The sequence below is a fragment of the Bacillus cereus group sp. MYBK5-2 genome (assembly GCF_051915685.1).
GTDB lineage: Bacteria > Bacillota > Bacilli > Bacillales > Bacillaceae_G > Bacillus_A > Bacillus_A cereus.
The window spans coordinates 1-23,553 of the sequence record NZ_JBQAFE010000016.1 but is presented as its reverse complement, the minus strand read 5'-3'; the positions used below and the strand labels follow the sequence as shown (position 1 = coordinate 23,553).

The following is a 23,553-nucleotide window of genomic DNA, read 5'->3' as shown; positions in this document are numbered from 1 at the left end:
TCCTTATCCTTCAATATTGAAACTAATATCAAGTGCTTTCACTGAATGTGTTAACGCTCCAAGTGAAATATAATCTACCCCTGTTTTTCCGTATTTCGGTAAATCTTCAATTGTGATGCCCCCTGAAGCTTCTGTAACGATAGCACTTGGTACAATTTTTGAAAACTCCCGGATTTCATCTGGCGTACGATTATCGAACATAATAATATCAGCACCAGCAGCAACAGCCTCTCTCACCTGTTCCTCAGTTTCTGTTTCTACTTCTACTTTCACCATATGTCCTAACTTCTCTTTCACTGATGTAACAGCTTTTGTAATAGAACCAGCAAACGCAATATGATTGTCTTTAATCATGACACCATCATATAAACCGAAGCGATGATTAAATCCACCGCCGCACACGACTGCATGCTTATCAAACATACGTAGTCCTGGCATCGTTTTTCGCGTATCACAAATGCGAGTATGACTGCTATCTAAAGCAAGAACCGCTTTACGCGTCATCGTCGCTATTCCGCTTATACGCTGAATAACATTTAATATAACGCGCTCTGCTGTTAATAACGATGCAATTGGACCTTGCACAGTTGCAATGATTTCGCCTTTTTCTACAAGGTCCCCATCTTTTTTATGAAGCTCTACTTCAATTCTCTCATCAATTAATTTAAATCCTGATTCAATTACTAAACGTCCTGCAAAGACCCCTGTATCCTTCGCAAGAAACGTTCCTTTCGAAAGCAAGTTATCTGGAAAAATAAGCTGAGATGTTACATCTCTTTCCCCTATATCTTCTAAAAAAAATCGATTTAATGCTTCTTTAACTTTTATCGTGTTCATAAAGCCCCTCTTCCCCTCATCACACAAGTTGTCGTTTTCTCTTTACTCGAACAATCTCTTTCTTTCCTATATTTCTATCTGGATAATCACTCCGGTAATGCCCGCCAATACTTTCTTCTCTTTGCAAGGCTGACACAACTATAAGCTCACAAACCGTTAACATATTAATAAGCGTTATCTCTTCATTCGTAAGAACATCATGTTGTAATATCATATTTCGAACACCATACTTACTAAGCCATCTCTTCGCATAAGATAAACTTTGCTCTGTTCGCACAATCCCAACATATTTCATCATGCATTTTTGTATTTCTTCTTTCGTCGGTAAATGATTCAGAACGATAAACTTTGCTTCCTTTTCGGCTAGCATGTTCACCTTTTCTTTTGTCTCTCTAGATAAAATGTGTCGTCCGATTCTTTTTCCAAACACAAGACCTTCTAATAATGAATTACTCGCTAATCTATTTGCACCATGAACCCCGTTACAAGCTACTTCACCGACTGCGTATAAGTTCGGAATAGACGTCTCTCCATCACAGTTCGTTTTCACGCCGCCCATGTGAAAATGAGTACCAGGCACGACTGGAATACGTTTTTTATTTATATCGACTCCATTTCTTTTACATATCGATGACACGGTCGGAAAGCGTTGTTCAAAGTTTTGAATCATTTCGATGTTTAAGTACACTTTTTCACCCGCAAGTAGCTGTTCATGAATAGCCCTTGCGACTACATCACGAGGCGCTAAATCCTGTTCGGAATGTATATCCATCATAAAACGCTGCCCTTTTCCATTTATAAGGACAGCTCCTTCTCCGCGAACAGCTTCGGACACAAGACCAGAACAACGCCCACCCGCGTATAACATCGTCGGATGAAATTGTATAAACTCTAAATCTACAAGCTCTCCGCCTGCACGGTACACCATTGCAAGTCCATCGCCTGTAATCGTCTCATCATTAGAAGTAAAGGCGTATAAACCGCCAATACCGCCTGAAGCTAACACCGTATAATCTGCATTGTAACGTTTCAATTCTCCTTTATTGTTGCGAGTTAAAGCCCCAACACATTTATCTTTTTCTATAATAAAATCGAGCACCATTTCCTGTTCCACTACCGTAACGTATGGAGCTACTTCTTGAATAAGATGCTCTAATAAATTCTTTCCTGTTGCATCGCCACCTGCATGTAAAATACGACGTTTTCGATGCGCTCCTTCTTTTCCAAGATGAGGACCTGTTTCATCTCCATCAAATTTCATTCCATTTTCAATAAGGTTATTAATTTCTTTCGGTCCTTCCTCGACTAAATAACGGACCACTTCTTCATTGTTATAATGACACCCTGCTACTAGCGTATCTTCAAAATGATCATTAGGATTGTCGTATGTAGCTACCGCTGCGGCAATTCCACCTTGAGCTAAATGTGTATTATTATTACGTTTCGTCTCCTTTGTGATAATTATCACATTCTTTTCGTGACAAATCTCTTTTGCAACACGAAGTGCCGCAACGCCACTTCCAATAATTAAGACATCTGCGCTTGGCATAATTGTTGCCTCCTACTTTACACTTTTCAACTGTCTTGACACCTATATTTACATAGTTTTAAAATAATGACAAGAGTTTTTTTATAATTCTTATTTTCACTACCATTTAAAAAGTAAAAGAAATGTAACTCTTACTAGAGAGAGGAACTTACATGATGATATATCTTGACTATGCAGCTACTACACCTATGAGCGAGGAAGCGTTACAAACATATATGAAAGCAGCATCGCAATACTTCGGAAATGAACAAAGTTTACATGATATTGGAGGAACGGCTTCTTCTTTATTACAAGTTTGCCGAAAAACATTTGCGGAAATGATTGGAGGAAAAGAACAAGGAATATTTTTCACAAGTGGTGGATCGGAATCGAACTATCTTGCAATCCAATCACTTCTAAATGCCCGAAATAAGAAGCATATTATTACGACACCTATGGAACATGCATCCATTCGAAGTTATTTTCAATCCCTAAAATCAAAAGGCTATACGATCACTGAAATTCCTGTTGATAAAAATGGACTCATTTGTTTAGTAGATTTAGAGGCAGCTATTACGGAAGATACTGTGCTAGCAAGTATACAGCATGGAAACTCTGAAATCGGAACCGTTCAAAACATTACAGAAATCGGGGCACTTTTAAAAAAATATAATGTTTTATTTCATACGGATTGTGTGCAAACGTTTGGTAAACTGCCTATCCATGTTTTTGAGATGGGGATTGATAGTCTTTCTGTTTCAGCACATAAAATATACGGACCAAAAGGTGTCGGCGCTTGCTACATAAATCCGCAAACTCGCTGGGAACAAGTATTTCCAGGAACTTCTCACGAAAAAGGATTTCGCCCAGGTACAGTGAACGTTCCCGGCATCGCATCTTTTTTAACAGCTGCTGAAAATATATTAAAAACTCAATGGGAAGAAAGTTTACGTTTTAAAGAGTTACGATCCTACTTTTTAGAGCAAATACAAACACTTCCGCTAGAAATTGAAGTAGAAGGTCATTCTACTTCTTGTTTACCACATATTGTTGGGGTTACAATAAAAGGAATAGAAGGTCAATATACTATGCTAGAATGTAATCGCCATGGTATCGCCATTTCCACCGGAAGTGCTTGCCAAGTCGGTAAACAAGAACCTTCGAAAACTATGCTTGCAATTGGAAAAACGTATGAAGAGGCAAAACAATATGTCCGCTTCTCTTTCGGACAACAAACAACGAAAGATCAAATTGATACTACTATTCATGCACTACACACAATTGGAAATCAATTTTATAGAGGTGTTAAATCATAATGAAACAAAATGAACAAAAAAAGATTTTAGGTGAAGAAAGACGACAGCTTATCCTCCAGTGGCTTCTTGCTGCAAATGAACCGTTATCGGGGAATGAACTATCGAAAAAGACGAACGTAAGTAGACAAGTTATCGTGCAAGATATTTCCTTGCTTAAAGCACGAAACGAACCAATTATTGCAACTGCTCAAGGCTATTTATATTTAAAGCCACAAGAGAAACAACAAACTTTTGAACGCGTAATCGTATGCCAGCACAAACCAGCAGAAGTACGTCAAGAACTTACAATGCTTGTTGACCACGGCGTTACGATTAAAGACGTAAAAGTTGAGCATCCTGTATACGGTGACTTAACAGCATCCATTATGGTAAGCAATCGCTTTGATGTAGAGCAATATTTACAAAAAATCGAAAACACAAACGCTTCCTATCTATCGCAACTAACAGATGGTATTCACTTACATACAATTGAAGCAGATTCTAAAGAGAAGTTAGATGCTGCTTGCGAAGCTTTAGATAAAGCAGGATTTCTCGTTTATTAATGTAAAGCACAGAGTTTTTATCATTCTCTGTGCTTTTTTAATGCTATAATATTGTAATCAATCGTAAAGGAGATCAAATATGGGAATTGAACTCGTTCACTTTAGCATTGGGAAACCGAAACAAATGAAATATAGCGAAGATAAAGAAATGATTACCGGTATATGTAAAGAACTTACCGAAGAAGCTTTCCTATCAAAAGATGGCTTCCTTGGTGATGATGTAGCAGATTTAAAACACCACGGTGGACCTGATCGCGCAGTTTGTGTGTACTCACACGAGCATTACGCACTATGGGAAAAAGAATTTCAAACAACACTTCCAGCTTCCGCATTTGGCGAAAACATTACCGTAACAAATATGTTAGAGCATGATGTTTGCATCGGAGATACATACAAATTAGGTGAAGCGATTATTCAAGTGACACAAGCGCGCGTACCTTGTAGCACAATTTCAAAACGCCTTGGCATCCCTGGCATACTGCCGCGTATTGTAGCAACTGGATTTACTGGCTACCTATGCCGCGTTCTTCAAGAAGGTACTGTACGTAAAGATTCAAAAATTACATTACTAGAACGTCCATCAAGCAATGTTTCTGTTTTATTCTCTAACGAAATTTATTTTCATAATAGAAAAGATAAAGATGGCATCGAGAAGATTCTTGCTGTTCCAGAACTAGCTGATATTTGGCGTGGTCAATTAGAAGATCGTCTTGCGAAGTTGAAATAAAGTGAAACTTTAATCAGTGGGGGTTTTGTTCATTCCCCACTGATTATCAGCCCGATCCCCTCATAACTTCTTCACTTTCGCTGAATTTTGAGGTGGGGCTCTTACTGCCCGGCAAATAGCGGGATAAAGAATCCCACCTTCTGCAGGTGGGATTTTATTAATCTATTAAAAAATATATTAGGCAATGAAATGATATTGACGATTAGACAAATACCAACATTCCATCTACATCTTACAACCAATAAGAAGAATAACTCCCCAGCACAGTAACAGAAAAACCGAGTGCTTCAAGTTCCATCGTTACGCCTGGCAATAATACGTCATCGTATGCTTTATCGACATCGATTAAGAAAAAGTAATTTCCAAGACCTGTTTTCATCGGACGCGATTCGATTTTTGATAAGTTTAATTTTCTCCATGCGAAAGCTGATAACACTTGATATAGGGCACCTGCATAATCTGCAGGTAACGTTATCATAAGCGTCGTTTTCTCTCCGCGGTTCTCTCCGTTATTCGGGAGTACTGCTTTCTTTTTCTTATGGAGTACTAAGAAACGTGTGTGATTATTTTTATGCGTATGAATACTACGTCTCACAATTGTTAATCCGTATTTTTCTGCAGCCGCTTCATTTGCAATAGCGGCAATTTTCTCTTCAGGATGTTCTTTCACATATTGTGCAGCAGCACTTGTAGATGTCATATCTCGAACAGTTACTCCTTTTAATTCTTCATTTAAAAATTTATGGCACTGTGCAATGGCATGCGGATGAGAATGCACTGCATATACTTCATCCCACACTTCTGCATACTGCGGATGTACAAGTAAATGCTGCTGAATTGGTACTGTAATTTCTCCTACAATGGAAAGTGGCTGCTCATGTACAAGGTAATCAACCGTTATATTCACTGAACCTTCTATTGCATTTTCTAACGGTACAACTGCGAAGTCTACATTTTCATTTGCAGCTGCATCTATACAATCTGGAATCGTTCGATACGGTACATGCTCTGCTTCCGGAAAAAAACGACTCACCGCCATATTTGTAAATGTTGCTTCTGGTCCTAAATATCCTACTCGAATCATCGTCTTTTCCCCTCTTTTTCGTTTTCTTACTGTTATACCATACTTTTTTATATTCTTCTATGTAAATTTCGAATTTTTAAAAAAGACTAGCATTCGCTAGTCTAAATGTTTCTTATACTCTCTTTGAGCGAAGAAGAAATAAATGATACATGCTGCGATATAAAACAGAATGAACAAACCTACTTTTCTTAATGATCCATCCATAAAAAGCGTATTATGAAACGTATATAATGCAACTGCACTATGCATACTCCCTACTATAATTGGCGCAAAAAATAGCATACATAATTGCCAACGAGAAATTTTCCATACTTCTTCCTTCGTCATTCCAAGTTTAGAGAGTGCACCATACTGCTTTCGGTCCGATGCAATATTATGGAACCATTTAAAATACACGATACTACATGAAGTGAGAAAGAATAATATACTAATAAATGAGCCTACAAATAGAGTAATATCGCCGCCTTCTTTCATATTTACATACAACTCCATATTGCTTCGAAATGCATTATTATTATCTTGTTTTATATGTCTTCGTAAATCTTCATTTAATTTCTTCGTCTTTTCGATATTTGATAATGTGTAGCCTCTATATATCATTTTTTCAGAATCAGGAACCTGATTTGCTATACTGTCAAAATCTTCATCATTCATAACGAAGAACAGACCATTAATGTACGAAGGGTGATGGTTAAATTGAACCCCTTCTTTCTGACCGTTAAATACGAATTGATATGGTTGATTCATTACTTGCAATTGAATCTCTTTTTGATTATACACATTCGAATTATTGTATTTATTATAATAAACGAGTGTCACTGTACCTTTTTTAGGACGATACGTTTTCTGTTTTTGTTTCCTTGCTTCTTGGTTATATTCACTTTCTTTTATAAGCGGTACTATTGTTGTTTCTCCCTTATTAGACTGAAAGGATGCATAAACTCCAACAAAACTCATATATTGAAAATCATCATACTCATATTGATGCAGTAATTTTTCAACCGCACCTTCCTCAAAGACTTCATGAGTAGAAATACCTTTTTCTATGTACGAAAACGAGTGTACCCCTCCAGTTCGCCACATATCTTGCATGCTAGAAAAATATAAGAACACCGTACCTGTTGCTGTAACTACAAACGTCGTTGCCATAGACATCAGAAAGAAAAAGCGACCATTTTCCTTCATTCGATGTGACAATTGATTCACAATAAATAAATACGGATATGTATACATAATCTTTTTATTTCGCTTTATCATTTCTAACACTTGGGTAGCTCCATGTGTAAAAGAAAAGTACGTTCCAAAAAAGACAAGTATAGACACAGGGAAAAAGTATATTGCTATCGTAGTCATCGTCACTTGTAGCGCCAACGCATACCCGCCCACTAAACAAGCAAAACCGAATAAACAAAGCCACTTTGATGTTTTCTTCTCTTTTTTATCTGTTCGAAATTCTTTCAATAACCGAATGATTTTTATATTCCATATACGTAAAGCACTTATAAAAGATAACAAAATAAAAACGACCATATATGTAATAAATGTTACACCAATCGCCCTTACGTCAAATATGACAGGGAGTTCTTTCGGAAGCCCCAGTAACATACTAAATACCATAAAAAAGAGTTTTAAAAATATCATACCGAGCACAATACCGAAAATATTCGCGAAGACCCCGATTAAAATTTGTTCGGTCATAATCATTCCTATTACGTTAGATTTCGTTGCTCCCATTAACATATATAACCCTAATTCTTTCTTACGTGCTTCTATGAAAATAGAAGTAGAGTACAAAATAAATATGACGAAAAAAGAAATGATTATAACATTACATATGATAAGTCCCCAACGTACGTTTTGATACCACATCGTCTCTTGCATATACGGATGCACAATGACAGACATATATGCGTAAGAAGCAAATATCGCAAAACAACTACTTAAGAAAAACACTTTATAATTACGCCAATTCCCTTTTATATTTTGCAGCGCTAGTTGCCAAATGTTCATCTATCGTCCTCCTGTAACTTACTACATAGGCAAAAAGCTAGAGGTTCCCCTAGCTTTTTACGTGTTTTAAATATCCTCTTTGCGCGATCATAAAGTAAATGGCAGAAGCTAAAATGTATGCTCCAATTACAAGCCCACCTGATTTCCATAAATCAATATAAAGCATTTTCCCTAACGTATGAAGAGCAACTCCACTATGAATGGAACCGATTAAAATTGGGATAAAGAAGATAACTCCCATTTGTCGAATCGCAATTTTGCGAATTTCTTTATCTGTCATACCGATTCTCTTTAACGATTTAAATTGAATACGATCTTGTTCTTTATCGTTAAACCATTTAAAGTATGTCATACTACAAGCGAAGAAGAAGAACAGTACCGCTACGAAGAAACCGATGAACATTGTAATTGCTCCACCTTCTCTTATATCCTTATACGCAAACACTGAATTTCTCAATTCCCCTTGCTTTTCTGGTGCAATTTCATTTTTCAAATCTAATACAAGATCTTCTGTACTTTTCCAATCCTCGATATAATAACCGTAATATTTCGTCTTTTCTTCATCTGGTACGAGTTTTGCATATTTCTCAAAATCTTGATCATTTACAATAAGATATTCACTATCATTAAAAACAGAATACTGCGTTGGACTATTTAATTGAACAGACTGCTTTTGCCCGTTAATTGTAAATTCATACGGTTTCGTACGATCTATCTTCATCAGTTCATTTGACATATCAACCATAACCATCGTTGCACTACCTGGTGCATTATGAACTTCTGTAGGTTGCTCTCTCTTTTGTTTGCGCACTTCTGCATTATATTCTTTTTCTGAAATAATCGTCATCGGTACTTCATGTTCACTATTAAACAACGTTATTTTCTGTGTTGCCTGTAGTTTAACGTAGGTTACTTTTCGCGCATCTTCAAACCCGTGTCTCTTCACAAGCTCCTGTACCTTTTCTTCATTAATAAGATTATGCGTATTTAACCCCTTTTCCTCATATGAAATAGCATGTGGTGTAAGTTCTACCGTTTTCGCACTCATATTTTCAAAATATACGTACAGTGTACCTACTGCTGAAGATACTACCGCCGTAATAATAGAAATTACAAATAGAAAACGAGCATTATCTTTCATTTTATAAATAAGATTGCTAAGGACGAACATATTTGGGTACGTATAAAAAGATTGTTTTCGTTTTTGTAATGCTTTTAATACGACTGTACTTCCTTGTGTAAATAGTAAATACGTTCCGCCAATTGTCAGTCCTACCACCGGTAAAAAGAGAATAATAAAATTCAGAAACGTTACTTGGAAGCTAAGTACATATGCAGCAATAATACATCCTATACCAACTACACATAACCATGTAAATGCAAACGGCTCTACTTTTTGCTTTCTAGCTTCTCTTAATAAATCAATAATTTGCAAGCGTCCTACTGTCCAAACGCTAAACAATGATAGGATTAAAAATAGGATAAAGTATACGGCAGCTGTAATAAGAACTGCTTTACTATTCCAAACAAGTGGAAGTGTCTTATCTATTTTCAATAATACGCTTAACGCTTGGAAAAATAATTTTGAACAAAGCATTCCAACCCCAATACCAATTACAATTGCAATACTACCTAACATCAGTTGCTCTAATATAATCATTCGGCCGAGCTGCGATTTCGTTCCGCCTATTAATGTTAGTAGACCAAACTCTTTTTTTCTTGCTCGTAAAAACGTTGAATTTGCATATAAAATAAAGAGTGCCGAGAAGATGACCACAATATAATTCATCGATTCTAATCCTTTTGTGATCATCTTTCTCATACTAATATTACCGCTTACGACATCTGGATGATAAATAAAAGAAGCATACATGAAAAATACGACAATCGATAAACAACTACTTATAAGAAACGCTTTATAGTTACGCCAATTTCCTTTTACGTTATTAAGCGCGAGCTGGCGAAAGTTCATGATATTCTCCTCCTAGCATCGCAAGTACGTCCAGAATTTCTTGGAAAAAGGCTTGTTTCGTTCTTCCTTTATGTATTTCCGAGAAAATTTCCCCATCGCGTATGAAAAGGATACGTTCACAATAACTAGCCGCTACTGGATCGTGCGTAACCATTGCAATCGTTACTTTCTTTTGCTCGTGTAAATCTTGCAGAGCGCCCATTAGCGATTTCGCTGACTTCGAGTCTAAGTTTCCAGTTGGCTCATCTGCTAAAATTAACGTCGGTTCATGAATGATTGCTCTCGCTGCTGCTGCACGTTGTTGTTGTCCCCCAGATACTTCGTATACTTTTTTATTTAAAATTTCTTCGATATTTAAAAACTTCGCAATTTCCAGTACTTTCGCATCGATTTCATTTACAGATTTCTTCGCCATTACAAGTGGTAAAATAATATTTTCTTTAATGGATAACGTATCAAGTAAATTAAAATCTTGAAAGATGAACCCTAAATGTGTACGGCGAAACTCCGCTAATTTTGCAGCACGCATTTGATTAATTTCTTCACCATTTACAAGCACATGACCTGAAGTTTGCTTATCAATTGTTGCTAATAAATTTAAAAGCGTCGTTTTCCCGCTTCCTGAAGGACCCATAATCCCTACAAATTCGCCTTCTTCTATTTTAAAATTTATATCGTTTAAAGCAGTCGTCGCTACTGAACCTTTTGATTGGTACACCTTCGTTAATCCTTTTACTTCAAGAACACTCATTTCTAATCCCCCTACGTGTTTTCTTCTTACATTTACTATAAGAAAAATAAGAAAAAGAAACGAGTGATTTCCCTTACAAAACGTTTTGTTATCTTACAGTTTTGTCATTTTTCTCATCAATGTATGATATTCTTCATCTTTTGCAAATTGGAACGTGAATGTTGTCCCTTCTCCTTCAGCCGATTGGACATACATTCCATGATGTAAATTATCGCAAATTTCCTTCGTAATATATAAACCCATTCCAGTCGCTTCTCTCGTTTTACGGCCATTTACCCCCGTAAAGAATGGATCAAATATGCGCTTTACATCTTGCTCTGGAATACCGATTCCATTGTCCTTAATATGTAATAACACCTTTTGGTCTTTCTCTTCAATTTGAAATTGAATTTCTTTTTTCTCTGCCGCTGAAATTTTTGTATACTTAATTGCGTTTACAACAATTTGACCTATAGCAATACTTAGCCATTTTCTATCAGAGGCAACCATACAAGTATCTTCTTCAAACATCACTTTCGGAAATACAGACGATTGAATGAAGGATTTCCGATTTTCATTAATAATACCTCGCACGACATCTATAACATTTACTACTTCTACCTTATAATCTTTCGCAAACTGCTCTAGTCTTGCCATATGTAACGCTAAATCTAAACCATTTAGTATACGGTTATTTTCTTCACGAATACTTTCAACTGTTGCTCTTGCCTCACGATGCTCTTTGCCAAACTTTTGCAGCAATAATTCAATAACAGATACTGGTGTTTTCATTTGGTGAATCCATTGGTTCATAAATATCATTTGCTGTTGCTCTTTCGCATGCTGTTTATGAACTTCATTCATATATTGCTGTCTTAATAACGTAAAAGATTCAACGACCATTTCTTGATCTGATGTATAAGATTCATCAATAAGTAAAGAGTCATGTAATGTATTTCCACCAGTAACATACTTTTCGATCCTCTTTAAAAACACACTCCGTTTTCGGTAATCGTAAATGAGGTATACAGTAAACACAACTGTTCCTAATAAAAGTCCATATAACCACGTACTCCAATCAATGGATTTCTTTTCTAAAAGACTTTGCAACTGTAAAACGAGCCCAAATAAACAAAGGCTAACAATGTAAGAAAGAATTAAAGAAAAGCGGTCCATGAGGTAATTTTTAACCTTCATGCCCTTCGCCCCACTCCGTAAGAAGCGCATAACCATATCCACGTTTCGTTACAATTGCATTTTTAATGCCTAACTCCTCTAGTTTCTTCCTTACACGTTTTACATTTACGGTTAATGTATTATCATCCACAAATGCTACTTCATCCCATAGAGCTTCTAACAGTTCTTCGCGCGTTACATATTGATTCACCTGTTTCATTAAACACTCCAATAAGTAAAACTCATTTTTTGTCAGTTCAGTTTGTTGTCCTTGCCACTCAACAATATGCTGAGACGGGAATAACAACAGTCCATTTACACCTAAACAATCACTCTCAGCAGCAGAGGCATACTCTCCGTAGCCACGGCGAAGCGCACTCTTCACCTTTGCCATTACGATATCTAAATGGAATGGCTTCGTAATATAATCATCGCCGCCATTTTCAATCGCCATTACTTGATCCATTTCCCCTGTTCTTGCAGAAACAAAAATAATCGGCGCATTCGATACAGTACGAATTTGACGACACCAATAAAAACCGTCAAAGTACGGTAAATTAATATCAAGTAACACAAGATGAGGATTTATTTTTACAAACTCATCTTTTATATGACGTAAATCACTTGCTCTAAATGATTGATAGCCATACCTTTCTAAATGCTCCTCTAATATTCCCGCAATTTTCTCATCATCTTCTACAATTAATATTTTATACATGTTCTTTTTCTCCCCATAAAAGAATTCTTCTACATTTACTCCTTTTCCCATTATAAATTGAAAATTTAATTAGTGGGGATTTTTTCCTATACAAATCCGATTTTTACGATATAAAAAAAGACTGCCGTATTTCGGCAGTCTTAATCGATAAATTCAAATTCATATTCAAGAATTTTTACAATATCTCCGTCTTTTGCACCACGTGCACGAAGCGCTTCATCAATACCCATTCCGCGCATTTGACGAGCGAAACGACGTACAGATTCATCACGTGAGAAGTCTGTCATCTTGAATGTTTTCTCGATATCGTAACCAGAGATAACAAACGTGCCATCACTTTCACGTGTAATTTCAAATTTAACACCTTCAGTATCAAATTTGTACATTACACTTGTATCAGACTCATCCGCAACTTCATGTATTGGGAATTCTGGTGTTGTTTCTATTAAGTTCGCTACTTCAAACAGTAAGTCACGAACACCTTGTCTTGTTACAGCTGAGATTGGGAAGATTTTTACTTCGTCTCCCACTTTCTCTTTAAATGCTTGTAAGTTTTCTTCTGCATCTGGCATATCCATTTTGTTTGCAACAACAACTTGCGGACGCTCAGTTAAGCGAAGATTGTATTCTTTCAATTCATTATTAATCGTTACGTAATCTTCATATGGATCACGGCCTTCTAAACCAGACATATCAATAACATGCACGATTACACGTGTACGCTCAATATGACGTAAGAATTGGTGTCCAAGTCCGACGCCAGCATGTGCGCCTTCAATTAGTCCTGGAAGGTCAGCCATAACGAAGCTGCGGTTATCACCAGTTTCAACAACACCAAGATTCGGAACGATTGTTGTGAAGTGATACTCTGCAATTTTCGGACGCGCTGATGATACAACAGATAATAATGTAGATTTACCTACACTTGGGAATCCAACAAGTCCAACGTCTGCTAGTACTTTAAGTTCTAGAATAACATCACGCTCTTGACCTGGTTCCCCGTTCTCAGCGATTTCTGGCGCTGGGTTCGTAGCTGTTGCGAAACGTGAGTTACCACGGCCACCACGGCCACCTTTTGCAATTACAGCAGTTTGTCCATGCGTTACTAAATCGGCAAGAATTTGACCAGTTTTTTCATCTTTTACTACTGTTCCTGGCGGAACCTTTACAAGTAAATCTTCAGATTTACGTCCGTGCTGACCTTTACTCATTCCGTGCTGACCGCGATCAGCTTTGAAATGACGTTGGTAGCGGAAGTCCATTAATGTACGTAAGCCTTCCTCAACTACGAAAACAACATCTGCACCTTTACCTCCGTCGCCACCTGCTGGGCCACCTTTTGGTACATACTTCTCACGACGATACGCAACCATACCATTACCACCGTCGCCGCCTTTTACATATATCTTGACCTGATCTACAAACATTATTTCACCACACTTTTTTCAATTGGTTGTAATATAACTGAGACTTCTTCGTCTCGCACTGTATAAGAAATGGAATACCATTTATTGTTTTGGGTCGCAAGCCAATTCTGTAGTTCTTCTACACTCGTTAGCTTACCACGAAAATCAAAAAAGAAACGAGCATTATCCGCGTCACATTCAATTGTGATACAAACATAATTTTCAACATATACGTCTAAACTATGCTGAAGCATCGAGAAAAATTGATTCGTCCATGTACATACAGTCTCATCTAAGTGAGATAAGTTATGTAATTTCCCTAATACTTCGTACTCCAATAAGCACGGCTGCTGTTTCCAATTATATGTTAAAATCCACTCTGAAAATAAAGGCATTGATAGCCCCATCAGATTGGATTCTTGTCTCGCTTCTTGGACAAAACGATCGATGAGACTATGAATTTCTTCCACTTTTCCAAGGGAAAGGTTTCCTTTCACCATCTGCATACGATTGAGCCAATCATGTCTTGAATGGCGCAATGCATCTATAATTGTCCATTTTTCATTCATTTAGATACCCCTTAATATAGAAAAACTCTAACCTGCACTCAGGTTAGAGTTTTCCGTGAGTTCTTATGCTTCTTGAGCAACAGGATATACGCTCACTTGTTTGCGGTCACGACCAAGACGCTCAAAGCGTACTACGCCGTCAACTTTCGCGTATAAAGTGTCATCGCCACCACGACCAACGTTAACACCTGGATAAATTTTTGTACCGCGTTGACGGTAAAGAATTGAACCACCTGTAACCGTTTGACCATCTGCGCGTTTAGCACCAAGACGTTTTGACTGAGAGTCACGACCGTTCTTTGTACTACCTACACCTTTCTTAGATGCGAAAAACTGAAGATCTAATCTTAACATACGTTACACCTCCTGCACTTTTTCTATTAAACGGATATACTTTCCGTAATCAAGTTCGATCGTCTTAAGCGAAACAACTAATCCTTCTAAAAGCGTTTGTGCTTTTTCTGCTGCATGAACGTCTAAATCATTAGGCAATTCATACGTTAAGAATCCGCCATCACTTCCGAGTTCAATAGTTGCTTGCACATTACAAAGTTCTTCCACTGCATTTATAGAACCAAACACAACCGCTGTAGTTCCAGCACAGACAAGGTCTTGTCCATGTGGCGCATAATCGGCATGTCCAGTCATTTTAAATGATTGGATACTTCCTAATTTCGTGCGACTTATCGTAATTTTAATCATGTTAACCAGAATTAAGCGTTGATAGCTTCAACAACTAGCTTAGTGTAAGGTTGACGATGACCTTGTTTCTTACGATTGTTCTTTTTCGCTTTGTATTTGAAAACGATGATTTTCTTAGCGCGACCTTGTTTTTCAACTTTCGCAGTAACTGTTGCACCTTCTACAACTGGGCTACCAACTTTAACGTTTTCGCCACCAACGAAAAGAACTTTGTCAAAAGTAACAGTTTCACCAGCTTCAACATCTAATTTTTCAATGTAGATTGCTTGACCAGCTTCAACTTTAATTTGTTTTCCACCTGTTTCGATAATTGCGTACATACTTGCACCTCCTCTTAATTACTAAGACTCGCCAAAAACGAGGTAGACATAAATGCCTTTAGGGAACCTGTCTTGTGCGGTTGTAGCATATAGCCGTTTAGGTGCTATAAACTATAACATAAAGATGTTATCATGAATCATAGACGGTTGTCAATAAATGTTCTGCTAACTATTTTTTCCGTTCTACAATTTCTTTTTTACTTCCAAAACGAACGATAGCATACTTTTCGATAATATCATCTTTGAAATAAATTTCAAATGGAATATTTTTTTGTAATCCTTTTTGCAAAAACTGTTTTTGCAGTTCTTTAGGCGCAGCGATTAATACTGCTTCATCTTCTATATTGCCATATGTGATTAGTTCTCTCTCTAACTCATACGCAATTGTTTCATGCGACATCACATAACCCGTCGCTTTGCAAGGTACACACTCTTTTAATAATACGTCCCGTAAAGAATGCTTTTTACGTTTACGTGTCATTTCCAAAATCCCTAGCTCCGTAAAACCGAGCACCCTTGTATATGTTCGGTCATCTTGCATAGCAGCTATGAGACATTCTCTTACCTTTTCTTTATCTTCTCTTTTTTTCATATTAATAAAATCAATTAATATCATACCACCAATATCACGAAGTCTTAATTGGCGTGCAATTTCTTCAGCGGCTAGCTCATTTGTGCGAAGTACTGTATCTTGTAAATTTTGTTTTCCCGTAAACTTGCCCGTATTCACATCAATTACAGTCATCGTCTCCATTTGTTCTACAATTAAATAAGCACCATTTGGAAGCCAAACAATTTTTTGGAGTGCTTTCTCAATCTCACGCTCTATTCCAAAATGGTTAAACATCGAAGACTTTTCATTATAAAAAGATACTTTTTCTTTTCCAACTTTGTCTTCTAATTCCTTTACTATACTTCTTGTATCTACAACTACTTTTTCAATTGTTTCAATTGGGTTCTCTTGAAATACACGATCTAAAAAGGTCGCCGGTCGATGAAGTAATAACGGCACCTTTCCTTGACCCTCTTTTCTTTTTAACTCTTCATACAACTGTTGTAATCCTTGCATTTCAGCTTGTATTTCTTCAATTGCTCCTTTTTCAGAAGCAGAACGGAAAATGTACCCCCCCGTTCCCTCTATTTCAATTTGGAGTAACTGTTGTCTTCTTTTATTATTTTTTATTTTTCGAGAAACAGCGCGCATCTCATCAAACGGCATATAAACGACATATTTCCCGGTAAATTCTATATTCGCTGTCAATTTAGGCCCTTTCGTATCAATTGCCTCTTTCACAACTTGTACGAGTATCGCTTGCCCTTCATGTATACGATAAGAAGATGGTACATCATCGTATGAAAGGTAAGCATGTTTTTCTAAACCGATGTTTACAAAAGCTGCATTCATTCCAGCAATTGTTCTTACGACACGTCCAACATAAATATGCCCAACAATCTCTTGCTCTTCATTACGTTTCCATAAAAACTCAACAATCTTTTTCTTCTCTTCAATTGCAACGCGCTTTTCCGAACCAGCGTAATTCACATATAACGTTTTCAAAATTATTTCCTCACTTTATAATCTTCTTTGCTTTTACAATAATAAAAGGTTAGTGCTATCGTCAACACTAACCGATTAATTCTTCAACTGATGAAGTTGTTCGTTTTTCAGTAAAATATGCATAGAGCAATTCATTTTCATCCAATGTGTAATGCTCTTTATATTTTCCACGGACGATAATAGAATGCTTATATCCTCTACGAAATTTTGTGAAGATCGTATATAAACGATCTTCCGTTTGCACTTCAATAGGTGCAATCTTTTCGATTCCTCTTTTGTTTCCATAATAACGTTCTAATAAAAAACGCATAAATGCATACCGTCTTTGTTTCCACTCTTGATATAATGACACTGCTAAAAATATGAGTAGTACCCACATCATAATATTGTTACTATTCCAAAGTAACTGCCATCCTAATATTACACTAAAAAAAACACATGACAATTGCATCATCTTTTCATGTGCTTGTAAATAAGGGAAACGATATGATAATACATTAAACAATACTTTCCCGCCATCTAACGGCCAAATAGGAAGTAAATTGAATGCTAAAATAATTATATTATTCCACATAAAGAAATAATATAAATCTGCATTCAGCCAACCAGCTTTGAACAACATATAACCTACCAGCATCATCCAAACATGTTGAATCGGTCCTGCAATTACGACAACAAGTTCCTCTTTCAATGACTTATTACCATGTTCCTCAAGCTCGGCAACGCCACCAAACGGCAAAAGCTGAATTCTTTTTATACGCCAATTATAGTGTGCTGCTGCAAAAGCATGCCCAAGTTCATGAATAAGAACAATACAAAATAACAGTAGTAACTCTTTAAAACGCGCAGTAAAAATACCAATGACAATAATAACCCAAAATAATGGATGCACGGAAATTTTCGTTAAAACGTCCCTATATTTAATCAAATGATATCACCTGGATCGGATCAATAAATTTCTCATTCTTTTTTATCGCGAAATAAAACTTTCCATTTTTATCATTTGTATCATTACTCACCGTTCCAATTTTTTGTTTCTTTGAAACGTAATCATATAATTTCACTGACATATCGTTTAAGTTTGCATACCATGACTCCGTACCATCTGCATGTTGAATTTGAACTGTATTTCCAAGTTCCTCTTTCTTGCCTGCAAAAACAACTAACCCTTCATTTACTGACTCCACTTTTGCATTTGTAGCTGTTTGGACAAATACACCTTGGCCATTTTTTTGAAACCCTTGCATTACTTTTCCAGAAGCAGGAATTGCATAATCTTTTTGCTGAATACTTCCTTCTTTTTTCTCGTTCGGCGAATAGAATACAAGCGGTTTTCCAAATTGCTTTTCGTACCATTTCGCTACAGTAGCAAACTGAAATTCCTCTTTCATCACTTTTTCTGTAACAGCTTTAGCCCCATTGAATGAAGAAGGAGCATTCTTATATAAAATAGCAACCGAAAGAACTAATATTGCTGATAATAAAACTTTGAAGAAAAAGACTTCCTTTCGAAATAAGGGATGCATTTCCTTTTCTCCATCTTCAATAAATACTGCTTCACTATCAAAATTCCCTCCGTTAAAATACTGCTCTTCCTCCATCCTTTCTTGCTCGGCCTTCCTTTTTGCAATCCGCTTTTTAATTTCTTCTACGCGTCTATTCTTCATACTGTCTCCTTTCTTTCGTTAAGCTAATTTCATTTAGAAACAGTTGTATACAGTTTGTACATATGTATGAGCTAAGAAAGAAAGATATTCGTGTGAAGAAAAAAGAAAGCACCTCGCATATGTGCGAAGTGCTCTTAACGGATTCCAAAGAAGTTTTTCACCTTTGCAAATACCGATACCTTTTCTTGTTCAAATGCTTGTAATGGTACATTCTCACCTAACAAGCGTCTTGCAATATTACGATAAGCCAACGCTGCTTTTCCGCTTGGTTGCAACGCCACAGGTTCACCTGTATTTGTAGCTCGAATAACTTCATCGTCATCTTCGACAACACCAAGAAGCTCGATTGACAATGTACGTACAATTTCATCAACATCTAACATATCCTGTTCATGAAGCATATGACTACGTACACGGTTAATAACAAGTTTGGGTGGTTCAATATCCTCTTTTTCTAAAAGCCCAATAATACGATCCGCATCGCGCATTGAGGATACTTCTGGAGTCGTAACAACGATTGCTTTATCCGCACCAGCTACCGCATTTTTAAATCCCTGCTCAATCCCCGCAGGACAATCAATTAATATGTAATCATAATCTTGACGTAATACTTGTATTAATTCATCCATTTGTTCAGGTGTTACCGCTGATTTATCACTCGTTTGTGCTGCAGGTAATAAATAAAGATCATCAAAACGTTTGTCTTTAATAAGAGCCTGAGGTAAACGGCAACGCCCTTCAACGACATCAACAAGATCAAATACAATACGATTTTCCAGCCCCATTACTACGTCTAAATTTCGAAGACCGATATCTGTGTCAATTAAGCACACTTTCTTTCCAGATAACGCTAGGGCCGTACCAATGTTCGCAGATGTAGTAGTTTTACCTACTCCGCCTTTTCCAGATGTAATTACTATTGCCTCTCCCACAGCTATACAATTCCCCTTTCTAACTTTGTTAAATTAGGTCTAAGATGAGTGAGAAGTTGCAGGCGATCGACAACAATGTGATTGTTCTCATTAATATACGCACATTCTGCCGCCTCCGCTCCGTCTTCTTTCTCTTCCGGAGCCCGCATTGCCACATCACTAATTCGAAGTTGCATCGGGTTCATAACAGATGCAGCGATTACAGCATCCGAATCCCCATAATACCCAGCATGTGCAATTCCTCTTAATGATCCTACGACAAAAATATTCCCCCCAGCGATAACCGTTCCGCCTGGATTAACATCTCCAATTAACAACAAATTTCCTTTTACATGTAAAACTTGTCCAGAGCGAACAATTTTGGAAATAGGGACAATTTCTGTTTCTTCTTTCCAAGCTATTGCTTCTGCTTTAGTGATAACATCACTTTCAATTGAATCCACAACAAGATTCTTTTTATTACGAATTAACGTACGAATCTCTTCTTGTTGGACTTCTGTTAAATAACGATTTCCTACTTTCACATGCACTTCAATTAAAGAGCGCCCATCACCATCGTAGTAATGTGTAGAAAGTTTTTCGTCTAATTCCATCAATAATTCTGAGAATGAACAACAATCATCTAAATGAAGCGTTATCCCATCTTTTGTCCCTTTTATCGTTACATTTTGTTGCTTTTTTTCTTCCACTAAAGTTCACCCCACCGATTCAATTCGACATAAAATTAGAAAATCCTTTTTTCTTTTTCTTCCATCGCTTTTGAAAGACGCACTATATATCGTCTCAGTGGGAAACAAACTATCAATAAGAAAATAGCATTTAACAATAAAGTAGAAAGGAGACGATCTGTGAAAAAGACATACGCTGGCATATGAGTACGTCCTAATAAAGTTAAGAATCCATACACATAATACTCTAGTGCTACAACGCTAGCTAATATGATAGAAACAACAATAAATAAATTCAATTGTAGTACTTTCATCACACTATATACTAAATAAGCTAAAATCGGATAAGCAAAAATATATATCCCGACAAGTTCTGTGTATACGGTATCAAATAAGAAGCCAAATAATAGTCCGTAATAAATCCCTTGGACCGGACTATAATACACTGTAATAAAACATAAGACGATTATAAAGAAATGCGGTGCTGCTATGCTGTCTTTCCAAAACACATCCGTTGGAACAACAGTAGCAAACATATTTTCAAATAGAAACACAAAAAGGAGCAAAAGAGGAAGAGCTGCTCTTTTTAATATCTTCATCATCTCTTCTTCTCCTCCTATTCTAATGGCGCTGAAGGTGTTGCACGTTTAGCAACCGTAATATGCTCTACGTCATTTAAATCAGCGGCAGGTTTTACATAAGCTGTTTTTGTTAAGCCATATGCATCCGGCTGAACTTCAACGATTTTTCCAATTACAAGACCTTTCGGGAAAATATCACCCAGTCCAGATGTTACAACTAGTTGATCTTTCTCTACCGGTGCATCAGAGCCAATCTTTGTGAAAAGAAGTAATTGCTTTTCTTTGTCATAACCTTCAATCAATCCAAAGATTTTCTCTTGCCCTTGTACAATAGCAGAAACGCGATTTGTTCGGCTCATAGAACTTAGTAATTCTACTGATGATGTAAATTGAGATACACTTTTCACTCTTCCAACTAACCCTTGTGAAGTTACTACAGCCATATCTTTTTTAATTCCTTGCTGTGCCCCTTTATCAATTCCAATTAAATCGTACCATTTATCTGGATTACGAGAAACAACAGTAGCTGGAATTTCAGTATACCCGCTATTTAACTCTTTTTTACCAGTTAGCTCTTGTAACTTCTTGTTATCATCTTCTAATTGTTTTACTTTCCCTGATAGACCTGCATAATTATCTAATTTTGCTTTTAATTCTTTATTCTCTTCATACGTGCGCTTTACATCCTCTACATTTTCGAAGAATCCAGCTACGTATTTCGCTGGCTTTTGGAATACACGTTCTACAACACCGACAGTATCTTTAACAAACTGCTCTGGCCATGTTAAACTGTTCCGTTCTTTCAATGAGATTCCAATCAATGCCACGAGAAGAATAATACTAACCAACAAAACAATTAATCTTTTGTTTAAGAAAAACTGTGGCACGTTCACACCCTCTTAATTTCACTGATTTTTATTTTGCAATATTATCGAGCAGCAGTTTTGAAAAGATCGATATTGTCTAATGCTTTACCTGTTCCAATTGCTACGCAATCTAATGGATCTTCTGCAACAAGAACTGGCATTTTCGTTTCTTCACTAATTACTTTATCTAAATTACGTAGTAATGCCCCGCCACCTGTTAATACGATACCGCGGTCCATAATATCAGCCGCTAATTCAGGTGGAGTTTTTTCTAACGTATTTTTAACTGATTCTACAATCGCATCTACTGTATCTTTTAATGCATCTGCAATTTCTTCTGGCTGAATTAGTACTGTTTTTGGTAAACCACTTACTAAATCACGACCGCGAATTTCCATAGGCTCGATACCTTCTGGCTCGCCTGCAGAACCAATTTCTAATTTTAATGCTTCAGCTGTTCTTTCACCGATCATTAAGTTATAGCTTTTCTTAATGTACTGAATGATTGAATCGTCCATATCATCACCAGCAACACGGACTGACTGGCTTGTTACAATACCACCTAGAGAAATAATTGCAACTTCTGTTGTACCGCCACCGATATCAACAACCATACTACCAGTTGGTTCCCAAACAGGTAAGTTTGCACCAATTGCTGCTGCAAATGGCTCTTCGATAGGATAAGCATCACGAGCACCCGCTTGACGAGTCGCATCGATTACTGCACGTCTTTCTACAGCTGTAATACCAGATGGTACACATACCATTACATACGGCTTACGTGAGAAGAAACCGTTTGATTTTTGAGCTTGTTGAATGTAATATTTCATCATTGTTGCAGTTGTTTCATAATCAGCAATTACACCGTCTTTCATCGGGCGAAGTGCCACAACGTTCCCTGGTGTACGACCAATCATTTGTTTTGCATCGCTACCTACAGCAACGATTTGTTTCGTATCAGTTTGTAACGCAACTACTGAAGGTTCACGTAAAACTACACCTTTTCCTTTTACATATACAAGCGTGTTCGCAGTTCCTAAGTCTATTCCAAGATCGCGAGTAAATCCACCAAATCCAAACATATTATTTATCTTCCTTTCTTGTTTTCACGGACTCATTTTTTCTTACTTTATATTATAAAAACAGTACGTTTTTTATATCTTTATCCTTTTTGTAGATAAATTTCTACAAAAAACTCATAAATCACATTATAAAACAAAATAAGTAAAAAGCATAGTCTTAAATATGACCTTTTTCCTTTAAACTCACGAATTTATGGTCACCTATTATAATATGATCAAGCACTTCAATTCCGATAATCTGGCCGCATTCTACTAAGCGTTTTGTTACTGCAATATCTTCACGGCTCGGCGTGGGATCTCCTGAGGGATGGTTATGAAGACATATGATAGAGGCTGCTGCACGACGGAAGGCTTCTTTAAAAACTTCCCTCGGGTGTACAATTGACGTGTTTAAACTTCCAATAAAGATCGTTTGCCTATGTATAACTTGATTTTTTGTATTTAAATATAAACATATAAAGTTCACGTATATACAAAAAAACGACAAAACAAAAGAGCACAGCGTGTATAAGTAGTGTTGGTAGCACTCTTATACCGTTCACCTGATTGAGCCAGGTAAACA

Annotated in this window: 24 protein-coding genes, 1 pseudogene and 1 other annotated feature; of the genes and pseudogenes, 3 read left to right on the top strand and 22 right to left on the bottom strand. The window is 36.8% G+C overall.

The genetic code is table 11. From position 1 onward, the window contains the following. Window positions 1–3: 3 nt before the first annotated feature. Together nadC and nadB are read right to left on the bottom strand one after the other, a co-directional pair. The gene (gene nadC / locus ACTFP3_RS28530) at window positions 4–837 is read right to left on the bottom strand and encodes a carboxylating nicotinate-nucleotide diphosphorylase (protein WP_088362138.1); all 834 of its coding nucleotides are present in this window, start codon (window positions 835–837) and stop codon (window positions 4–6) included. Between the two features lie 19 nt (window positions 838–856). After that, window positions 857–2,386 carry an L-aspartate oxidase gene (gene nadB / locus ACTFP3_RS28525; protein WP_440011933.1) on the bottom strand — a complete coding sequence of 510 codons (1,530 nt, stop codon included), beginning with the start codon at window positions 2,384–2,386 and terminating at the stop codon, window positions 857–859. A 152-nt stretch (window positions 2,387–2,538) separates the two neighbouring features. Here nadB and ACTFP3_RS28520 point away from each other — a divergent pair, with 152 nt between their 5' ends. The 3 genes from ACTFP3_RS28520 (at window position 2,539) to ACTFP3_RS28510 (ending at window position 4,950) form a co-directional block, all read left to right on the top strand. Continuing rightward, window positions 2,539–3,681 (top strand): IscS subfamily cysteine desulfurase, encoded by a 1,143-nt coding sequence (locus ACTFP3_RS28520; RefSeq protein WP_000973766.1) that lies wholly within the window; start codon window positions 2,539–2,541, stop codon window positions 3,679–3,681. After that, on the top strand, window positions 3,681–4,223 hold the full coding sequence (locus tag ACTFP3_RS28515) for a transcription repressor NadR (protein WP_000812275.1): 543 nt from the start codon (window positions 3,681–3,683) through the stop codon (window positions 4,221–4,223). Before ACTFP3_RS28520 ends, ACTFP3_RS28515 begins: the two co-directional genes overlap by 1 nt. A 79-nt stretch (window positions 4,224–4,302) precedes the next feature. Continuing rightward, window positions 4,303–4,950: an MOSC domain-containing protein gene (locus tag ACTFP3_RS28510; RefSeq protein ID WP_000510698.1), complete on the top strand. Its 648-nt coding sequence runs from the start codon at window positions 4,303–4,305 to the stop codon at window positions 4,948–4,950. A 232-nt stretch (window positions 4,951–5,182) separates the two neighbouring features. Here the strand turns inward: ACTFP3_RS28510 and pheA are convergent, their stop codons facing one another. From pheA to radC, 20 genes and pseudogenes are all read right to left on the bottom strand, one after another. Further along, entirely contained in the window at window positions 5,183–6,034 is an 852-nt protein-coding gene (gene pheA, locus ACTFP3_RS28505; protein ID WP_000621701.1) for a prephenate dehydratase, read from the bottom strand. 96 nt (window positions 6,035–6,130) lie between these two features. Further along, on the bottom strand, window positions 6,131–8,044 hold the full coding sequence (locus ACTFP3_RS28500) for an ABC transporter permease (RefSeq protein WP_086389516.1): 1,914 nt from the start codon (window positions 8,042–8,044) through the stop codon (window positions 6,131–6,133). A 49-nt stretch (window positions 8,045–8,093) separates the two neighbouring features. Further along, window positions 8,094–10,016, bottom strand: coding sequence for an ABC transporter permease (locus tag ACTFP3_RS28495; protein ID WP_086412191.1), 1,923 nt, complete (start codon window positions 10,014–10,016; stop codon window positions 8,094–8,096). After that, entirely contained in the window at window positions 9,991–10,767 is a 777-nt protein-coding gene (locus ACTFP3_RS28490; RefSeq protein ID WP_000114529.1) for an ABC transporter ATP-binding protein, read from the bottom strand. The genes ACTFP3_RS28495 and ACTFP3_RS28490 overlap by 26 nt, the downstream gene beginning before the upstream one ends. A gap of 93 nt (window positions 10,768–10,860) precedes the next feature. Continuing rightward, entirely contained in the window at window positions 10,861–11,943 is a 1,083-nt protein-coding gene (locus tag ACTFP3_RS28485; RefSeq protein WP_086389518.1) for a HAMP domain-containing histidine kinase, read from the bottom strand. Continuing rightward, window positions 11,933–12,640 carry a response regulator transcription factor gene (locus tag ACTFP3_RS28480; protein WP_002082113.1) on the bottom strand — a complete coding sequence of 236 codons (708 nt, stop codon included), beginning with the start codon at window positions 12,638–12,640 and terminating at the stop codon, window positions 11,933–11,935. Before ACTFP3_RS28480 ends, ACTFP3_RS28485 begins: the two co-directional genes overlap by 11 nt. A gap of 140 nt (window positions 12,641–12,780) precedes the next feature. Then, on the bottom strand, window positions 12,781–14,067 hold the full coding sequence (gene obgE, locus ACTFP3_RS28475; protein ID WP_000497128.1) for a GTPase ObgE: 1,287 nt from the start codon (window positions 14,065–14,067) through the stop codon (window positions 12,781–12,783). Further along, a complete protein-coding gene (locus ACTFP3_RS28470; protein ID WP_001003584.1) occupies window positions 14,067–14,615 on the bottom strand; it encodes a sporulation initiation phosphotransferase B in 549 nt (182 codons plus the stop codon). The genes obgE and ACTFP3_RS28470 overlap by 1 nt, the downstream gene beginning before the upstream one ends. A 63-nt stretch (window positions 14,616–14,678) precedes the next feature. After that, window positions 14,679–14,969: a 50S ribosomal protein L27 gene (rpmA, locus tag ACTFP3_RS28465; RefSeq protein ID WP_000944958.1), complete on the bottom strand. Its 291-nt coding sequence runs from the start codon at window positions 14,967–14,969 to the stop codon at window positions 14,679–14,681. Window positions 14,970–14,972: 3 nt separating this feature from the next. Next, window positions 14,973–15,317 carry a ribosomal-processing cysteine protease Prp gene (locus tag ACTFP3_RS28460; protein ID WP_001973720.1) on the bottom strand — a complete coding sequence of 115 codons (345 nt, stop codon included), beginning with the start codon at window positions 15,315–15,317 and terminating at the stop codon, window positions 14,973–14,975. An 11-nt stretch (window positions 15,318–15,328) separates the two neighbouring features. Then, on the bottom strand, window positions 15,329–15,637 hold the full coding sequence (gene rplU, locus ACTFP3_RS28455) for a 50S ribosomal protein L21 (RefSeq protein ID WP_000270907.1): 309 nt from the start codon (window positions 15,635–15,637) through the stop codon (window positions 15,329–15,331). 14 nt (window positions 15,638–15,651) lie between these two features. Beyond that, window positions 15,652–15,729 (bottom strand) — a sequence feature (ribosomal protein L21 leader region). 77 nt (window positions 15,730–15,806) lie between these two features. Then, entirely contained in the window at window positions 15,807–17,195 is a 1,389-nt protein-coding gene (locus ACTFP3_RS28450; protein ID WP_000855491.1) for an Rne/Rng family ribonuclease, read from the bottom strand. A 67-nt stretch (window positions 17,196–17,262) separates the two neighbouring features. Continuing rightward, window positions 17,263–18,123, bottom strand: a complete 861-nt coding sequence (gene spoIVFB, locus ACTFP3_RS28445; protein ID WP_000599058.1) for a stage IV sporulation intramembrane metalloprotease SpoIVFB — start codon at window positions 18,121–18,123, stop codon at window positions 17,263–17,265. Continuing rightward, window positions 18,116–18,862, bottom strand: coding sequence for a stage IV sporulation protein SpoIVFA (gene spoIVFA, locus ACTFP3_RS28440; RefSeq protein ID WP_000797471.1), 747 nt, complete (start codon window positions 18,860–18,862; stop codon window positions 18,116–18,118). The genes spoIVFB and spoIVFA overlap by 8 nt, the downstream gene beginning before the upstream one ends. Before the next feature lie 134 nt (window positions 18,863–18,996). After that, window positions 18,997–19,794 carry a septum site-determining protein MinD gene (gene minD / locus ACTFP3_RS28435; RefSeq protein ID WP_000503309.1) on the bottom strand — a complete coding sequence of 266 codons (798 nt, stop codon included), beginning with the start codon at window positions 19,792–19,794 and terminating at the stop codon, window positions 18,997–18,999. 2 nt (window positions 19,795–19,796) lie between these two features. After that, window positions 19,797–20,483 carry a septum site-determining protein MinC gene (gene minC, locus ACTFP3_RS28430; protein WP_000391521.1) on the bottom strand — a complete coding sequence of 229 codons (687 nt, stop codon included), beginning with the start codon at window positions 20,481–20,483 and terminating at the stop codon, window positions 19,797–19,799. A gap of 35 nt (window positions 20,484–20,518) precedes the next feature. Then, the gene (mreD, locus tag ACTFP3_RS28425; RefSeq protein ID WP_000975766.1) at window positions 20,519–21,064 is read right to left on the bottom strand and encodes a rod shape-determining protein MreD; all 546 of its coding nucleotides are present in this window, start codon (window positions 21,062–21,064) and stop codon (window positions 20,519–20,521) included. Between the two features lie 14 nt (window positions 21,065–21,078). After that, window positions 21,079–21,930: a rod shape-determining protein MreC gene (mreC, locus tag ACTFP3_RS28420; RefSeq protein WP_001135488.1), complete on the bottom strand. Its 852-nt coding sequence runs from the start codon at window positions 21,928–21,930 to the stop codon at window positions 21,079–21,081. A gap of 41 nt (window positions 21,931–21,971) precedes the next feature. Further along, window positions 21,972–22,991, bottom strand: a complete 1,020-nt coding sequence (gene mreB / locus ACTFP3_RS28415; RefSeq protein ID WP_000466736.1) for a cell shape-determining protein MreB — start codon at window positions 22,989–22,991, stop codon at window positions 21,972–21,974. Between the two features lie 157 nt (window positions 22,992–23,148). Beyond that, window positions 23,149–23,451, bottom strand: a pseudogene (gene radC / locus ACTFP3_RS28410) (RadC family protein); the annotation flags it as partial. Window positions 23,452–23,553: the final 102 nt, after the last annotated feature.

What these genes read in the sequence shown, in the direction of transcription:
- nadC (WP_088362138.1), bottom strand. Translation starts at nt 837, where the DNA reads ATGAACACGATAAAAGTTAAAGAAGCATTAAATCGATTTTTTTTAGAA.
- nadB (WP_440011933.1), bottom strand. Translation starts at nt 2,386, where the DNA reads ATGCCAAGCGCAGATGTCTTAATTATTGGAAGTGGCGTTGCGGCACTT.
- ACTFP3_RS28520 (WP_000973766.1), top strand. Translation starts at nt 2,539, where the DNA reads ATGATGATATATCTTGACTATGCAGCTACTACACCTATGAGCGAGGAA.
- ACTFP3_RS28515 (WP_000812275.1), top strand. Translation starts at nt 3,681, where the DNA reads ATGAAACAAAATGAACAAAAAAAGATTTTAGGTGAAGAAAGACGACAG.
- ACTFP3_RS28510 (WP_000510698.1), top strand. Translation starts at nt 4,303, where the DNA reads ATGGGAATTGAACTCGTTCACTTTAGCATTGGGAAACCGAAACAAATG.
- pheA (WP_000621701.1), bottom strand. Translation starts at nt 6,034, where the DNA reads ATGATTCGAGTAGGATATTTAGGACCAGAAGCAACATTTACAAATATG.
- ACTFP3_RS28500 (WP_086389516.1), bottom strand. Translation starts at nt 8,044, where the DNA reads ATGAACATTTGGCAACTAGCGCTGCAAAATATAAAAGGGAATTGGCGT.
- ACTFP3_RS28495 (WP_086412191.1), bottom strand. Translation starts at nt 10,016, where the DNA reads ATGAACTTTCGCCAGCTCGCGCTTAATAACGTAAAAGGAAATTGGCGT.
- ACTFP3_RS28490 (WP_000114529.1), bottom strand. Translation starts at nt 10,767, where the DNA reads ATGAGTGTTCTTGAAGTAAAAGGATTAACGAAGGTGTACCAATCAAAA.
- ACTFP3_RS28485 (WP_086389518.1), bottom strand. Translation starts at nt 11,943, where the DNA reads ATGAAGGTTAAAAATTACCTCATGGACCGCTTTTCTTTAATTCTTTCT.
- ACTFP3_RS28480 (WP_002082113.1), bottom strand. Translation starts at nt 12,640, where the DNA reads ATGTATAAAATATTAATTGTAGAAGATGATGAGAAAATTGCGGGAATA.
- obgE (WP_000497128.1), bottom strand. Translation starts at nt 14,067, where the DNA reads ATGTTTGTAGATCAGGTCAAGATATATGTAAAAGGCGGCGACGGTGGT.
- ACTFP3_RS28470 (WP_001003584.1), bottom strand. Translation starts at nt 14,615, where the DNA reads ATGAATGAAAAATGGACAATTATAGATGCATTGCGCCATTCAAGACAT.
- rpmA (WP_000944958.1), bottom strand. Translation starts at nt 14,969, where the DNA reads ATGTTAAGATTAGATCTTCAGTTTTTCGCATCTAAGAAAGGTGTAGGT.
- ACTFP3_RS28460 (WP_001973720.1), bottom strand. Translation starts at nt 15,317, where the DNA reads ATGATTAAAATTACGATAAGTCGCACGAAATTAGGAAGTATCCAATCA.
- rplU (WP_000270907.1), bottom strand. Translation starts at nt 15,637, where the DNA reads ATGTACGCAATTATCGAAACAGGTGGAAAACAAATTAAAGTTGAAGCT.
- spoIVFA (WP_000797471.1), bottom strand. Translation starts at nt 18,862, where the DNA reads ATGAAGAATAGACGCGTAGAAGAAATTAAAAAGCGGATTGCAAAAAGG.
- mreD (WP_000975766.1), bottom strand. Translation starts at nt 21,064, where the DNA reads ATGATGAAGATATTAAAAAGAGCAGCTCTTCCTCTTTTGCTCCTTTTT.
- mreB (WP_000466736.1), bottom strand. Translation starts at nt 22,991, where the DNA reads ATGTTTGGATTTGGTGGATTTACTCGCGATCTTGGAATAGACTTAGGA.